Raw genomic sequence first — 14562 nt, 5'->3', positions numbered from 1 at the left:
GCATGCGCGCATCACTTCATATGGCTTTGCCAAGAACTGCATGAATTTGTGAAATTCCCGGTGCGCCCGCTGTTACGCTTGCAAGCAATCGGATCGCAGGACTACAACGGGGGAACGATCCGGACATGGCGTCCAGTCGCATCAGAATGGGGCGAGTCACGGCAGGGGCCGGGCTCGTGAGGTGGACGGGGCCATTCCCTGCACTCCGGTCAGACCGGGGTCATAACGACATTCCATCCTGCCTTCAGGTCCGGCTGCCGCTTTGCCGCAGCCGGCGCGGGCGTTTGCACGATCATCCACAGTTTTTCCAGATCCTCACATCATGACTTCTTCCTCGCTGCGTACCCGACTCATCGCCCTTTGTGCTGGCATTGTCGTGCTGGCCATGCTGGCCATCGTCCTGACCAACTTCCTCACGGCACGCTCGCGCACCATGGTCGCGCTGGACGGCCAGATGTCCCAGCTGGCGCAGAGCCAGGCATCGGCCATCGCCGAGTGGGCCGATGCCAGGAAGCTGGTGGTGTCCTCCATCAAGCAATCCGCCGACGCCGCCGAGCCGCTGCCCTTCGTGAAGGCGGCCGAGACCGCCGGCGGCTTCGATCTGGCCTATCTGGGCTATGCCGACAAGCGCACGGTGTTCTCGCAGCAGCGCAGCCGCGCGCCGGACTACGATCCGACCAAGCGGCCCTGGTACCAGCTGGCGGCCTCCAGCAAGGGGCCGGTGCTGACGGCCCCCTACACCAGCGCCAGTACCGGCAAGCTGCTGGTGACCTTCGCCGAAGCCGTCAGCAAGGACGGTCAGGTCAGCGCCGTGGCCGCCGCCGACGTGCTGCTCGACAGTGTCGTGGCCGACGTGGTGGCCATCAAGCCCACGCCCAACAGCTATGCCTTCCTGGTCGATCTGGGCGGCAAGATCATCGCCCACCCGAATGACAAGCTGCGTCTGAAACCCTTGTCGGACCTGGATGCTGCCATCACCCCGCAATCGCTGACCGCGGCCATGGCCGCCAACAGCCATCTGGACCTGAGCCTGGATGGCCGCCGCCAGATGCTCTATGCCGCCCGTGTGGCCGGGACCGACTGGTTGCTGGTGGTGGCCGTGGACCGCGCCGATGCGCTGGCCTCGCTCTCGGCCATGCTGGCCAGTTCCGGCGTCATGGCCGTGCTGGTGACCATCCTGGCCGCCCTGGTGCTGGGTGCGCTGGTTTCGCGCATGTTGCGGCGGCTGTCGGTGGTGCAGCGCGCACTGGAAGAAATCGCCGACGGCGATGGCGACCTGACCCGTCGTCTCGACACCCACGGCAGCGCCGACGAACTGGGCCGCATCAGCGCGGCCTTCAATCGCTTCGTCGACAAGGTGGAGCATGTCATGCTCGACATCCGCCAAGCCAGCCATACCATCCATGCCGCCACGCGCGATATCGCCAGCGGCAACATGGACCTGTCGCAGCGCACCGAGTCCCAGGCCAGTTCCCTGGAACAGACCGCGGCTGCCATGGAGCAGCTGACCTCCAGCGTGCGCCACAACGCCGACAACGCCCAGCAGGCCAACCAGCTGTCGCAGTCGGCCTCCGAGATCGCCGGACGCGGAGGTGCCATGGTGGAGCAGGTGGTGCAGACCATGAATGCCATCAATGCGTCCTCGCAGAAGATCGTGGACATCATCAGCGTGATCGACGGCATCGCCTTCCAGACCAATATCCTGGCCTTGAATGCTGCCGTGGAAGCGGCGCGCGCCGGCGAACAGGGGCGCGGGTTTGCGGTGGTGGCCTCGGAAGTGCGTTCGCTGGCCCAGCGCTCGGCCACCGCTGCCAAGGAGATCAAGGTCCTCATCGGCGATTCGGTGGAACAGGTGCGTGCCGGTGAGCAGACCGTCAGTGATGCCGGCAGCACCATCCGCAGCGTGGTCGAGAGCGTGCGCAAGGTCAGCGACGTAGTCGCCGAGATCAGTTCGGCCAGCCGCGAGCAGAGCCAGGGTATCCAGCAGACCAATGACGCCGTGGCCCATATGGACCAGGCCACCCAGCAGAATGCCGCGCTGGTGGAAGAGGCCGCCGCCGGAGCCCAGCAGTTGCAGGAGCAGGCGGCGCGGCTGGCGGAAATCGTGGCCTTGTTCCGCTTGCGCGATACTGTGCGGCAATGAATTTCACAACAGCAAGAATTTGTGATCTAAATAACAACAAGTTGTAAAATTTGCTCAACTTTTTGTTGTCGTTTGATTAAAATCAGATCCAAAGAGATATCAATTCGACAACAAAGAGGAACCCATGAAAACCCTGATTGCAGCCATCCTTCTGGTAGCCAGTTCAATCGCGGTCGCTGCTCCCGGTGGTGCTGGCGCAGGCAGTGCCGGCATCAATGACGTGACCCTGGACGGACAGAAGGCCAACAATTTCGTCTGGGCGAGCGGCAATGCGCAGGCCGGCCCCAACGGTGACAGCTCCCTGTTCAGCAGCTCCTTCGGCGGCGGTAGCTGGAACCTGCTGGGCAAGATCGATTCCACCGGCGCACTCTCGGGCTCCACCAATTCAGTGCTGGGTTCCAACCTGACGCTCAGTTTCAGTCTGGCCAACGGCAGCAAGTCCGGCACCTGGAGCATTACCTCCAGCAACAGCCTGCAGATGGATCTGGTGCTGGGCATTCACGCCGGCAATGCCACGGGCTCCTTCCTTTTCGACAATCTGGTGCTGACGGCCGGGCAGACCCAGAGTGGCACCTTTGCCATCAACTGGAACAACAACGGCGGCCAGGTGCCGGCGTTCTCCAACGTCACCCTGTTCACTTCCAACGCCTCGCTGCGCAGCGTCGCGCCGGTCCCGGAACCATCGACCTACGCCATGTTGCTGGCCGGTCTGGGCATGGTGGGCTGGATGGCCTGGCGCCGTCGCAGCAAGCTGGCTGCAGCCGCGCCGCTGGTAACGGCCTGAGCCGAAGCCGGGCTGCGCCGCCAGGTGCGCTATATGAAGAAAAACGCGCTGGCTCGCAGGCCAGCGCGTTTTTTTATTCTTGTGTATCAGGTGATAAGTGAAGCTCAGCGCTCACGCACATCCGGCAGGAATACCGTCAGCACGCCCGCCAGCGGCAGGAAGGCACACAGGCCGTAAACCCAGGCGATACCGTACAGATCGGCCAGGTGGCCCAGCAGGGCGGCGCCGATACCGCCGAAGCCGAACATGAGGCCGAAGAATACGCCGGCGATCATGCCCACTTTGCCCGGTACCAGCTCCTGGGCATAGACCACGATGGCGGCAAAGGCCGAGGAGATGACCAGGCCGATCACCACCGACAGCACGGCTGTCCAGAACAGGTTGGCATGCGGCAGCATCAGAGCGAAGGGGGCGGCGCCCAGGATCGAGATCCAGATCACCAGCTTGCGGCCGATGCGGTCGCCAATCGGGCCACCAACGAAGGTGCCCACCGCCACCGCCCCCAGGAACAGGAACAAGTACAACTGGGAAGAGGCCACCGACATGTGGAAGCGTTCGATCAGATAGAAGGTGAAGTAACTGGTAAAGCTGGCCATGTAGAAGTATTTGGAGAACACCAGCAGCGCCAGCACCACCAGCGCCCGGCGCACGGTAGCGGCCGGCAGCGTCTGCGCCACGCGCGCCCTGGCCTTGCCCTTGTTGGCCGCGAGATGGCCGCGATACCAGCGCGATACCCGCGACAGCACCACGATGGCCAGCACCGACAGCAAGACGAACCAGGCCACATTGCCCTGGCCATACGGCACCACGATGGCTGCGGCCAGCAGCGGACCGAAGGCCGAGCCGGCGTTGCCACCGACCTGGAAGGTCGATTGCGCCAGACCGAAGCGACCGCCCGAGGCCATGCGGGCGATGCGCGATGCTTCCGGATGGAAGGTGGAAGAGCCGATGCCGATCAGCGCTGCGGCCAGCAGGAAGGCGCCGAAGCTGCCCGCCAGCGCCAGCAGCACGATGCCGCTCAGGGTCGCCACGGCGCCGCTGGGCAGCAGCCAGGGCTGCGGATGGCGGTCGGTATACATGCCGATCCAGGGTTGCAGCAGAGAGGCCGTGACCTGGAAGGTCAGCGTGATCAGCCCGACCTGAGTGAAGCTGAGGCCGTAGCCGGTCTTGAGCATGGGATAGATCGAGGGCAGCAGCGCCTGGATCATGTCATTGATCAGGTGCGCGCCGCCGCAGGCCAGGATGATGCTCATCACCAGCGGCTGGGCGGCAATGGCCGCAGGAGAATTGGCGGAGGCCGTCGCGCTGGCGGGCGCGGTGGCGTTGGAGTCGGTGGCACTGGTCATGGTGTCGGGAATGGCATGCAGGAAGAAGACTCGAAGCGTATCATTGGCATCTATTGATGATGATGACACTTGTTGTCGATTAAATGCCATGCGTGCCCACCTGACCTCCGTGTGTCCCAGTGCCGAAGTGGATGCGTTCCAGCACCTGCCCAGCAGCGTCGTGGCGTTTGCCCGCGAACTGTCGGCGCGGGATCTGTTGACGGCGCATTCGCACCGGCGCGGCCAGTTGCTCTATGCGGTGGAGGGGGTGATGCAGGTGCGTACCCCGCAAGGCGTGTGGCTGGTGCCACCGCAACGGGCGCTGTGGGTACCGCCGCAGGTGGAGCACGAGATCCTGATGCTCACCCGGGTCAGCATGCGCACGCTCTACATCGACCAGGCCCAGGGGCGCGCGCTGGGCGGGCAATGTCGCCTGCTGGAAGTGTCGGTCCTGCTGCGCGAGTTGATCCTGGCGCTGCTGGCCGAACCGCGCGAGTATGCGCCCCACAGTCGCGCCGGCCATGTGGCTGAACTGATCCTGTCGGAACTGGCGCGCGCGCCCGCCATTCCGGTGGCCATCCCGTGGCCGCGCGACCGCCGCCTGCAGGCCATCTGCGAAGCCATCCTGGCCGATCCGGGGCGGCAGTTCTCCCTGGCGGACTGGGCAGGGATGGGGGGCGCCAGCGTGCGCACCGTGATCCGGCTCTTCCCTAAGGAAACGGGTTTGCAGTTCCGCCACTGGGTACAACAAGTGCATCTGAGTCAGGCCCTGGTGCGCCTGGCACGCGGCGATGCCGTGGGGGTGGTGGCACAGGCGCTGGGGTATCGCAGCCAGAGCGCATTTTCCAACATGTTCCGCAAGGCATTGCACAGCACGCCCACGCATTTCCAGCCACGCCAGGACAAGCGTCGCATCACGCTGGCAGCGCGATCTCAGTAAGGGATGACGACTACCTTGGGACCACGCCGCCCGGCCGCGTCGGCGGCGGACGGGTCATCGCCGACGCGGGCGACCTGTCCGGGACGCTCGGGGTCTCGCTCCAGGAAGTAGGGATCATCCTGCGGCGACAGGGCGGTGTTGGCGCCCATGACCTGCTGGGTGCGCTCAGTGGTGCTGCTCTGACCAATGGAACAAACCTGGAAGAAGTCGGCGCTGCCTTCGGAAAAATCGATCCGGCATTTCTCGGCGACCACGACCGAGATGTCCAGTGCACCGGCATTGGCGGCCACGGCACGTTCACTGCGCGCAGCTTGCCAGGTCAGCATCAGCGCCAGCAGTGCGATGAGGGCATGGGTCTTGTTCATGGGATTCTCCTCGATGCAGACCACTGTAGCGTTTGTACGCGGCCACGCGCATCGGAGAAATCCTGAGCCGCCGGTCTCATCGCGACGGGCCGTCATCGCCCGAGACGTCGCGTCCCGCCTGGATGATGCCGGTTTGCAAGTGTAAAGATTGACGATCTTTTACCGTAACCAAGTCATGAGAACTCCGAACCAGGAGAGTGAACATGGCAATGGAAACCGATCTGGTCATCATGGCGCGTGAAGCGCTTGCGCAACTGAACCAGCAGAACCAGCCACGCAATGACACGGCCTTGGCGCCTGCGCCCACGCCTGCTGCGGCGGCGACCGTCTTGCCGGAAGAAGGCGTAACGCTCTCGCTGTCGGCCCAGGGCAAGCTCATGGCCGCCCTGGCCACGGCGGTCGAGAGCGTGACCACGGCGGCGGTGGATTCCACCGAAGCGGTCCAGGACAGTTCGTTGCAGACTGTTACCAAGTCCGTCATCGACGCGGCGCGCCCCATCACACGCGACACGCTCTTTGCCATTGAAGCGCGCCTGGTGGCGGCACGCCGTGGCGCCGAGGCGATTGCCGCAGCCGATGCCGAGCTGCCGCGCTCGGACGATCCGCAACGTCTGCGCCAGGCGCAGCAGGCCACCGAGTCCTTGTATGGACGCGCCGACAATCCGTTTGCAGACAAGTCGCGCGCTGAACTCTCGGCCATCGTCTATGACGACAGCGGGGCCTACACCATCAATGAACGTTACGCGGCCGCCAACCAGCGCACTGTCCTGGACCAGAAGTTCTGGGCACCGGTATTCCAGCGGGCGCTGGAGAGTGGTGACTGGAAGCCGGTCATCACGGCGGCGCTGGTGTTCCATGCGAGCTTGTCTGCATTGGAGCAGACTGCCTATCCGGACAACTACGCGCAACTGCTGCAGCAATATCTCGATCTCTACCAGTTGGCGTCACCGTCTGCGCCGGCCGCACTGCCGCCGCAGCAACAGGCCGAACTGGCACGCATGCTGGAAACTCTGGTGCTGCCGCTGGGGCCGCTGGCGCTGGCCGGTGGTGTGATCCGGGGCCTGTTGCTGCCGCGCCTGGGACCGTCGCTGGCCGAACTGATCGCTGCGGCTCCGCGCCTGGCCGATCTGCTGCAGGTCAGCAACAGTGCCCACGCTGCACAGGACAGCGCTTATCTGATGCTGTTGCAACGCGTCTTCGGCATTGCGCGCCGGGAGGATGAACCGGCTCCGGTACGCCGTGCCGCAACGGGGACCAGTGCGCGCGACTTCCTTGCCTATGGAGATCGACGCCTGTTGGCCGAGGCCTACGCCTATGCGCAGACGCACGCGATGGCACTGGAAGAGATTGACGCGCTGGCACACGACCTGGCGGCCTATCGCCGCTGGCGTGCCGATGCCGGCCTTTCTGCCACCGGCCAGGGGAGTGCCACGAGCGAGGTCGGCAGCATGGACGCCGTCGCCGAGCTCGCTTCTCATGCCGCTCGCATGAGCAGCGAAGAGGCCGTGATCGCACGGCGCCTGCTGGCCAGCCGTGCGGCCCGGATGACGCAGCTTGATCATGGTTTCCTGGCCTGGCTGGTGGATCCCGCCGGGGGCGGCTGGCGCGATGGTGGGCGGAGCGGTCATGCCGTCAGTTTGAGCGCACTGGAAAAACTGCTGGCCGGTCTGGCCGGTGTCGCCATCGGTGAGAGCGCCGGCGAGGTGGAGGCTTCCTACCGCATGGTGCTCGAGCGCATCGCCCTACAGGATCCCCTGGCATCGCGTCAACCCGCGCAAGCCGCCGCCGAGGGCGCTCGCACCCTGGCCGTGGCGGCGCAGATGGCTGCGCTGGCGCGCAGCGATGCTGCCGATACCGCCTTCATGAACAATGCCCTGATGCTGCTGCGCATGTATCGCATGTCGCTGACCATGAGTCCGGCCGAACAGCGCACCCTGGCCGAGCTGGTTTATTCGGCCATGAAGAAGCGTCGCCCGCGCGCGCGTCGGGGCAAGCTCTTCGTGGCCTGGGCCGAACGCAGTCCGCTGATGCCGTCACTGCCGGGCTGATACCGCGCCCTCATGCTTCGGGCCAGGCGCGCTGCAGGATGGCCTGCTGCGCGGCTGCGCTGGTGCCATTGAGGGTGCCGTAGACCCGTCCGCCATCGCTGTCGGCACGGCTGGCGAGGAAGGCCTCGGCCGATCCCGCCGGCGCGTGACGCAGCATCAGCATGCCCTGCAAGGCCAGTACCAGTTGCTGTACCAGGCGCCTGGCACCGGCTTGCTGTTCTTCTTCGCCTGCCGCCAGCATCTGCTTGAGCGCATGCACCCGCAGCGCCAGGGCGGGATGGGCCATGGCCGCATCGTCCAGTTCCATGAGCAACCGTGCCAGGCCTTCGGTCTCGCGACTCATGGCCCGCAGCACATCCAGGCACATCACGTTGCCCGAACCTTCCCAGATCGAATTGACGGGGGCTTCACGATAGAGCCGGGCCATCGGTCCGGTTTCCACGTAGCCGTTGCCGCCCCAGACTTCCATACATTCGCCGGTGAATTCCAGCGCGCGCTTGCAGATCCAGAACTTGGCGGCGGGCGTGATGATGCGCTTCCATGCGCGCTGCAGCGGGTCATCCGGTGCATCGAAGGCATGTGCCACGCGCAGCATCAGCAGGGTGGCGGCCTCGCTCTCCAGGGCCAGGTCGGCCAGCACGGTGCGCATGAGGGATTGCTCGGCCAATCGACGGCCGAAGGCGTTGCGGTGGCGTGCATGGTGCAGCGCCTGTACCAGCGCCTGGCGCATCAGCGCGGCACTGCCGATGATGCAGTCCAGGCGCGTGTGGTTGGCCATCTCGAGGATGGTCGCAATGCCGCGCCCGTCCTCGCCGACCATGATGCCCATGGCGTCTTCGAATTCGACTTCGCTGCTGCTGTTGGAGCGGTTGCCGAGCTTGTCCTTGAGACGCTGGATGAGTATCGGATTGCGGCTGCCCTCGGGCAGCCAGCGCGGGACGAAGAAGCAGGAGAGGCCATTCTCGGTACGGGCCAGCATCAGGTGCGCATCGCACATCGGTGCCGAGAAAAACCACTTGTGACCGCACAGCAGGTAGGCCTTGCCGCGTCCGCCATCCAGCGGATCGGCCGCGGTGGCGATGGAGGTATTGCTGCGTACGTCGGAGCCGCCCTGTTTCTCGGTCATGCCCATGCCGATGAGGATGGAGCGCTTCTGCGTCATGGGCAGGTCGCGGCCGTCGTGCTCGCGCGAGAAGAGCCGGCTGCGCAATTGCGCGAACAGGGCGGGCTCCTGCTGCAACACCGGGATGGCGGCAAAGGTCATGGTGGTCGGGCACAGTGAGCCGGCCTCGACCTGCGCATGCAGGAAGTATCCCGCTGCGCGTGCCACGTGGGCGCCGTCTCCGGGCTGCACCCAGGGCAGCGCATGCAGTCCGGCGCGACGCAGTTGGTCCAGCAGCGTGTGCCAGGCCGGGTGGAAATCCACCACGTCGATACGATGGCCGGTGCGGTCATGGGTGCGCAGCACCGGGCCGTGGCGATTGGCCAGGTCGGCCAGCTCGCTCATCTCGGCCGTGCCCAGCGCCTCGCCCTGGCTGGCCAGGGTGCAGTCGTGCCAGTGTGCGCCTTCGCGCTGCACGGCTTCGACCAGGGCAGCATCGCTGCGGTAGAGGTTGTAGTCGCACAGGTCCGGGACCTGGTTGGTGATGTCGTGGGTGTGCATGTTGTCTCCATGAACAGCGCAAGCCTTGTTGTCTGGCCAGACCGCCCGCGTGTTCTGCGCGCGGTGCAATGCCCATATAATACGCAGCTTTGCCCCGAAGCATTCATGCTTGCCAGCCATCACCAGACACCTGCGGGTGTCCGTCCTCATCCCTCCAGTCATGGTGCCTACCGTCGCGACATTGACGGCCTGCGGGCCATCGCCGTGCTCTGCGTGGTGGTGTTTCACGCCTTCCCTGAGTGTCTGCCGGGGGGATTCGTCGGGGTGGACATCTTCTTCGTCATTTCCGGTTTTCTGATCAGCGGCATCCTGTTCGAGGCACTGCAGCGTGGTCACTTCAGCATCATCGACTTCTACATCCGGCGCATCAGACGCATCTTCCCGGCGCTGCTGCTGGTGATGCTGGCCTCTCTGCTGGCGGGGTGGTTCATCCTGCTGCCACAAGAGTATCGACAACTGGGCAAGCATGTCCTGGGCGGCGCCGGCTTCGTCTCCAACATCGTGCTGTGGAGCGAGGCCGGTTACTTCGATACCTCAGCCGAGACCAAGCCCCTGCTGCACCTGTGGTCGCTCGGGGTGGAAGAGCAGTTCTACCTGTTCTGGCCTCTGCTGCTGTGGGCCGCCTGGAAACGTCGGCGCGCCATGCTGGCGATCCTGCTGACGGTCATGGCGCTGTCCTTCGTGTGGAACCTCGTCTCGGTTCATCAGGATGCGGTCGCCGCTTTCTACCTGCCCATGTCGCGTTTCTGGGAACTGGGCGCAGGTGCCTTGCTGGCCTACTGGCGCAGCAGGAGTGCAGCGCTCGGGGAATCCCTGGCCAACCGGCTCGCGGCCATCGGCTTGTTGCTCATCGTCGTGGCCCTTGTCGTCATCACCAAGCAGGACCGCTTCCCGGGCTGGTGGGCCGTGCTGCCGGTGGCAGGCGCCTTCCTGTTGCTGGCCGCCGGACCTGGGGCCGGCGTCAACCGTCGCTTGCTGTCGCAGCGGACCATGGTGTGGCTGGGCTTGATCAGTTACCCGCTCTATCTGTGGCACTGGCCACTGCTGGCCTTCGCACGTCTGCTGATGGGGCAGACGCCTTCGGTGCAGGTGCGTCTGGGCGCGCTCTTGCTGGCACTGGTGCTGGCCTGGCTCACCTATCGACTGGTGGAAATCCCGGTGCGCCTGCGTGCATCCGGTCGCAAGACGGTGGTGATGCTGTTGCTGTTGATGCTGCTCATGGCGGCTCTGGGCGGGCTTGTCGTCAAGCGCGACGGCATGTCGTTCCGCAAGTTGGGCGGTCTGGCGATGCTGTTCAACGATGAGGTCAGGCAGACGGCCTCGCTGAACCAATTTGAATTGCCGCATCCTTCTTGCGCCTCCCTGATGGGGCAAGCGCATTCCCGCGACTGGTGCGCCGAGCCGGTCAGTGCCGAGCCACCGCAACTGCTGCTCATCGGAGATAGTTACTCCGGGGCCTATGCGCCCATGCTGGCACGGCTGTATGAAACCAATCCCCAGCCGCAATGGGCCTTCCGCCAGTTTGCCCGTGGCGGCTGTCCATCCCTGATCGATTACACCAGCGGCTATTGCCTGGACATTGCCCAACGCGTGGCGCAGTATGCACGCGAGACGCCGTCCATCCACACCGTGGTCCTGGCGCTGAACTGGCCGGGGCACTTCGCCTCCGATCAGAGCGGTTTTCCGGTCGCCCTGGAACGTACCATCCTGTACTACCGCCAGTTGGGCAAGCGGGTGGTGGTACTGCTGTCTCCACCCAATGGCGCCAATCCCAAATCCTGTGTGCTGCGTGGCATTCACCTCTCCGAGGCCGATTTCTGCAACCTGCCGCTGGCCAGGGCCGAGCAGATGGACGAACATTATCGCGATCGCCTTCTGCCGCTGCTGCAACGGCTCCAGGTCCCCGTCTTCGATCCTTTCCCCACGCTGTGTGATCAGCATGGTTGCAAGGTCATCGATGGGCCGCGCATCCTTTATTTCGATGCCGGTCATCTGAGCCAATACGGCGCCCGGTACCTGGCCGATCATGCCGCTGAGGCACTGCGGCAACTGCTGCTGGCGACGCCGGCAAGCTGAAACAGCTGCTCTGGAGGGCGGCATCGCCCTCCGTCACAAGCCATGCTTTAAATGATTTGGCTATATCCTTATAAGGATCTTGTTAGGTCGCGCCGCCAACACATGCGCAGCAGTCATATTAGAATGGCCGTTTCGACCAAAGAACTCCCCGTGCCCGCGCACGGCTGCGCAAGGAAGCCAAGCAGATGTCCTATCCGACCATCGAATCCACCATCGGCAATACCCCGCTGATCCAGCTGCCACGCATCGGCGGCGAAGAAGCCAGGCGCCGCAACAACCTCATCCTCGGCAAGCTCGAGGGCAACAATCCGGCCGGCTCGGTCAAGGATCGTGCCGCCTATTCGATGATCACCCGCGCCGAAGCGCGCGGCCAGATCAAGCCGGGCGATACCCTCATCGAAGCCACCAGCGGCAATACCGGCATCGCCCTGGCGATGGTGGCGGCCATGCGCGGCTACAAGATGGTGTTGCTGATGCCGGAGAACCTGTCCGAAGAACGGCGCCAGAGCATGGCCGCCTACGGTGCCAGGATCGTGCTGACCCCCAAGAGCGGCGGCATGGAATACGCCCGCGACCTGGCCGAGCAGATGCAGAAGAATGGCGAGGGCCTCATCCTCGACCAGTTCGCCAACCCCGACAATCCGCTGGCGCACTACGAGACCACCGGTCCCGAAATCTGGCGCGATACCAAGGGCAGCATTACCCACTTCGTCAGTGCCATGGGCACCACCGGCACCATCATGGGCGTGTCGCAGTATCTGAAGGAGCAGAATGCACAAGTGCAGATCGTGGGGGCGCAGCCGGAAGAGGGCTCATCCATCCCCGGTATCCGCAAATGGCCGGAAGCCTATCTGCCCAAGATCTTCGACCGGTCGCGCGTGGACCAGGTGGAGTCGGTCAGCCAGGCCGATGCCGAGAACATGGCGCGCAAGCTGGCCGTGACCGAAGGGCTGTTCTGCGGCATTTCGGCTGCGGGCGCCTGCGAAGTGGCCGTGCGCCTGTCGCATCAGCTGGAGAATGCGACCATCGTCTTCATCGTCTGCGATCGCGGTGATCGCTATCTCTCTACCGGCGTATTCCCGGCCTGAGCGAGGCAGTGAGATGCAATGAAAAACGGAGCCGATGGCTCCGTTTTTCATATCGTCCGGCGTGGCGATGTCGCCCAGCCGGGCCGTGTCATTCCGGCATGCCGCTGCCGCTCGGTGCCGGTGCGCCCGGCGCTGCGCCTGGCTTCGGCTTGAACTGCTTGTCGCTGATGCGGAATTTCTCGCGACGGTCGCCCATCAGTTCGCGCAGTTCACGAATCGACAGTTCGCTCACCTCGTGCATGCGAATGAGCAGCGATGCGCCCACCGGCAAGCGACGGTGACGGATCTTGCTGATCACCGGCGGCGCCACTTCCAGCGCGCGGGACAGGGCCGCATCGTTCTTCAGATGCAGCTTTTCGATCAGCGCATCGAGCAGGTGGTTGGGATCGTAGTTGACTTGATCGGAGATCGAGTTGGATTCAGCAGTATCGTGGGTAGTCATGATCGGGACGTTCCATTATGCAGATGTTTGTGGAAGGCTGTGCGCCTATGCATTAATTGTTTGTAAAACTGCAAAACGCGACTGACGTTATCCGAGAAGGCGTTGCCTTTTTCTGCAAGATATCGAAAGCCCTATCAAAGAACGGCTTCAAAACAACACTTATCTAATTCTCTGTTCTCTGACCCAGTGCGCTTGGAGCAGCACAACAATAATTCTATGTCTATATAGAAATAATTGCACATTTTTCATGCAGTCAGAAAATTCTAGTCCACAATAGTTGCAGAAACTCATTTTCGAATTTGTAACAGATATTAACAGGATTTTTTGCCCATTTGCTAGCGTTGTTCTTTTGATACGACAAATGGCAGCATATTCCAGCCACTTAGGCCCAGATTGCGCAAGGTAGCCATGTTTTTCTCAAAGATCGCTGCCGCATCGGGGTAGGCGGCGACCGCCCGGTCGATGCTGCTTTCTCGCAACAGATGGAGGATGGGAAAAGGCGAGCGATTGCTGTAGTTCTCGATATCGTCGGCCTCGGCATCGGCAAACTGGTAGTCCGGATGGAAGCTGGCAATCTGCAGCTCGCCCTCCAGCCCCAGCCTTTCCAGCAGGCGATCGGCCCAGTCCAGGAAATCGTTGTACTCGACAAAATCGGCTAATGCGAGCGGCATGATGAAGAGGGTCGTGTCGACCTGTTCCGGGTCGGCCTTTGCCAGAAAACTCAGTTCTTGTTCCAGATCAACTGAAAGTTCATTCCAATCCTGGTGCCGGCTGACGCGGTAGCGGACCTGATTCTTCACATGGACCGACTTGGCAAAAGGACACAGGTTCAAGCCGATCACGGCCTGTTCCAGCCAGGCGCGCGTGAGCGCGACGACCTCTGCGTCAGCGGGAGAGGACGGAAGGGAAGCGGGAGAAGGTGAAGAAGTGCTCATAGCGGCATTGTCGCACGCACTACCAGGAGCTCACCACAATCGCCCACAGCCGCGCCAGATCGGCTATGCTTGCCAACCTTTGACGGCGGCCCGCCACGCGCGCTTGCCTTTCCTTTGCACGAACAGATTCCCATGGCGCTCAAATCCACCATCTTCAAGGCCGACCTGCAGATCTCCGACATGGATCGGCACTATTACCAGCAGCACGCACTGACCATCGCCCGCCATCCCTCCGAGACCGATGAGCGCATGATGATCCGCGTGCTGGCCTTCGCTCTGCATGCCAGCGAGGCGCTGGCCTTCGGCAAGGGCCTGTCCGATACCGACGAGCCGGACCTCTGGCAGAAGGACCTGACCGGTGCCATCGAGCTGTGGATCGAGGTCGGGCAACCGGACGACCGCGCCATCCTCAAGGCCTGTGGCCGCGCGCAACAGGTCCTGGTGTACAGCTACAGCAGCACCTCCCACATCTGGTGGAACCAGACCGGCAGCCGCGTCGACCGCGCCAGGAATCTCAAGGTCGTCAACATCCCCGCCGAGGCCAGCCAGGCGCTGGCCGCACTGGCCCAGCGCACCATGCAGCTGCAATGCACGATTCAGGATGGACAGATCTGGCTGGGCGCCAATGAAAACATGGTGCTGATCGAACCGCAGACGATCAAGGACTTTTCCTGATCCTCTGCTTCGTCTGGCATCCGGCGCGACCAAAAAACTAAGTTTTGCGGTCGCGTTTTCTTAATGTGCAGCCAGAAA

Annotated in this window: 12 protein-coding genes; 7 read left to right on the top strand and 5 right to left on the bottom strand. The window is 63.4% G+C overall.

Annotation, left to right across the window (positions count from 1 at the left end; translation table 11 throughout):
- The first annotated feature begins 322 nt into the window (after positions 1-322).
- Both ACODSZ_RS11560 and ACODSZ_RS11555 read left to right on the top strand, forming a co-directional pair.
- Positions 323-2143 (top strand): methyl-accepting chemotaxis protein, encoded by a 1821-nt coding sequence (locus tag ACODSZ_RS11560; RefSeq protein ID WP_175342726.1) that lies wholly within the window; start codon positions 323-325, stop codon positions 2141-2143.
- Positions 2144-2267: 124 nt separating this feature from the next.
- Positions 2268-2927, top strand: a complete 660-nt coding sequence (locus tag ACODSZ_RS11555) for a PEP-CTERM sorting domain-containing protein (RefSeq protein WP_488927623.1) — start codon at positions 2268-2270, stop codon at positions 2925-2927.
- Positions 2928-3031: 104 nt separating this feature from the next.
- Here the strand turns inward: ACODSZ_RS11555 and ACODSZ_RS11550 are convergent, their stop codons facing one another.
- Positions 3032-4273, bottom strand: coding sequence for an MFS transporter (locus ACODSZ_RS11550; protein ID WP_175342728.1), 1242 nt, complete (start codon positions 4271-4273; stop codon positions 3032-3034).
- A gap of 88 nt (positions 4274-4361) precedes the next feature.
- On the opposite strand from ACODSZ_RS11550, the gene ACODSZ_RS11545 reads away from it, so the two are divergent.
- The gene (locus tag ACODSZ_RS11545; protein ID WP_175342729.1) at positions 4362-5192 is read left to right on the top strand and encodes an AraC family transcriptional regulator; all 831 of its coding nucleotides are present in this window, start codon (positions 4362-4364) and stop codon (positions 5190-5192) included.
- Here ACODSZ_RS11545 and ACODSZ_RS11540 read toward each other — a convergent pair.
- Positions 5186-5557, bottom strand: a complete 372-nt coding sequence (locus ACODSZ_RS11540) for a hypothetical protein (RefSeq protein ID WP_488927622.1) — start codon at positions 5555-5557, stop codon at positions 5186-5188. The two genes, ACODSZ_RS11545 and ACODSZ_RS11540, sit on opposite strands and share 7 nt — an antisense overlap.
- Positions 5558-5760: 203 nt before the next feature.
- Between ACODSZ_RS11540 and ACODSZ_RS11535 the strand changes: the two genes are divergently transcribed.
- On the top strand, positions 5761-7605 hold the full coding sequence (locus tag ACODSZ_RS11535) for a hypothetical protein (protein WP_175342731.1): 1845 nt from the start codon (positions 5761-5763) through the stop codon (positions 7603-7605).
- A gap of 10 nt (positions 7606-7615) precedes the next feature.
- Here the strand turns inward: ACODSZ_RS11535 and ACODSZ_RS11530 are convergent, their stop codons facing one another.
- Entirely contained in the window at positions 7616-9268 is a 1653-nt protein-coding gene (locus ACODSZ_RS11530) for an isovaleryl-CoA dehydrogenase (RefSeq protein ID WP_488927621.1), read from the bottom strand.
- A 105-nt stretch (positions 9269-9373) separates the two neighbouring features.
- Here ACODSZ_RS11530 and ACODSZ_RS11525 point away from each other — a divergent pair, with 105 nt between their 5' ends.
- On the top strand, positions 9374-11344 hold the full coding sequence (locus ACODSZ_RS11525) for an acyltransferase family protein (protein WP_488927620.1): 1971 nt from the start codon (positions 9374-9376) through the stop codon (positions 11342-11344).
- Between the two features lie 185 nt (positions 11345-11529).
- Complete coding sequence (gene cysM / locus ACODSZ_RS11520) at positions 11530-12432, top strand: cysteine synthase CysM (protein ID WP_008325937.1); 903 nt, start codon at positions 11530-11532, stop codon at positions 12430-12432.
- Between the two features lie 88 nt (positions 12433-12520).
- Here cysM and ACODSZ_RS11515 read toward each other — a convergent pair whose 3' ends face one another.
- Together ACODSZ_RS11515 and ACODSZ_RS11510 are read right to left on the bottom strand one after the other, a co-directional pair.
- Positions 12521-12874: a hypothetical protein gene (locus ACODSZ_RS11515; protein ID WP_008325939.1), complete on the bottom strand. Its 354-nt coding sequence runs from the start codon at positions 12872-12874 to the stop codon at positions 12521-12523.
- A 335-nt stretch (positions 12875-13209) separates the two neighbouring features.
- A complete protein-coding gene (locus ACODSZ_RS11510; RefSeq protein WP_488927619.1) occupies positions 13210-13809 on the bottom strand; it encodes a DUF1415 domain-containing protein in 600 nt (199 codons plus the stop codon).
- A gap of 132 nt (positions 13810-13941) precedes the next feature.
- Here ACODSZ_RS11510 and ACODSZ_RS11505 point away from each other — a divergent pair, with 132 nt between their 5' ends.
- Positions 13942-14484, top strand: a complete 543-nt coding sequence (locus ACODSZ_RS11505; RefSeq protein WP_008325943.1) for a YaeQ family protein — start codon at positions 13942-13944, stop codon at positions 14482-14484.
- Positions 14485-14562 lie beyond the last annotated feature (78 nt).

This window comes from Herbaspirillum sp. FG34, assembly GCF_057809315.1.
This window is presented reverse-complemented; position numbering and strand designations above follow the sequence as displayed.

What these genes read in the sequence shown, in the direction of transcription:
- ACODSZ_RS11505 (WP_008325943.1), top strand. Translation starts at nt 13,942, where the DNA reads ATGGCGCTCAAATCCACCATCTTCAAGGCCGACCTGCAGATCTCCGAC.
- ACODSZ_RS11515 (WP_008325939.1), bottom strand. Translation starts at nt 12,874, where the DNA reads ATGACTACCCACGATACTGCTGAATCCAACTCGATCTCCGATCAAGTC.
- ACODSZ_RS11550 (WP_175342728.1), bottom strand. Translation starts at nt 4,273, where the DNA reads ATGACCAGTGCCACCGACTCCAACGCCACCGCGCCCGCCAGCGCGACG.
- ACODSZ_RS11540 (WP_488927622.1), bottom strand. Translation starts at nt 5,557, where the DNA reads ATGAACAAGACCCATGCCCTCATCGCACTGCTGGCGCTGATGCTGACC.
- ACODSZ_RS11525 (WP_488927620.1), top strand. Translation starts at nt 9,374, where the DNA reads ATGCTTGCCAGCCATCACCAGACACCTGCGGGTGTCCGTCCTCATCCC.
- ACODSZ_RS11510 (WP_488927619.1), bottom strand. Translation starts at nt 13,809, where the DNA reads ATGAGCACTTCTTCACCTTCTCCCGCTTCCCTTCCGTCCTCTCCCGCT.
- ACODSZ_RS11535 (WP_175342731.1), top strand. Translation starts at nt 5,761, where the DNA reads ATGGCAATGGAAACCGATCTGGTCATCATGGCGCGTGAAGCGCTTGCG.
- ACODSZ_RS11560 (WP_175342726.1), top strand. Translation starts at nt 323, where the DNA reads ATGACTTCTTCCTCGCTGCGTACCCGACTCATCGCCCTTTGTGCTGGC.
- ACODSZ_RS11545 (WP_175342729.1), top strand. Translation starts at nt 4,362, where the DNA reads ATGCGTGCCCACCTGACCTCCGTGTGTCCCAGTGCCGAAGTGGATGCG.
- ACODSZ_RS11530 (WP_488927621.1), bottom strand. Translation starts at nt 9,268, where the DNA reads ATGCACACCCACGACATCACCAACCAGGTCCCGGACCTGTGCGACTAC.
- cysM (WP_008325937.1), top strand. Translation starts at nt 11,530, where the DNA reads ATGTCCTATCCGACCATCGAATCCACCATCGGCAATACCCCGCTGATC.
- ACODSZ_RS11555 (WP_488927623.1), top strand. Translation starts at nt 2,268, where the DNA reads ATGAAAACCCTGATTGCAGCCATCCTTCTGGTAGCCAGTTCAATCGCG.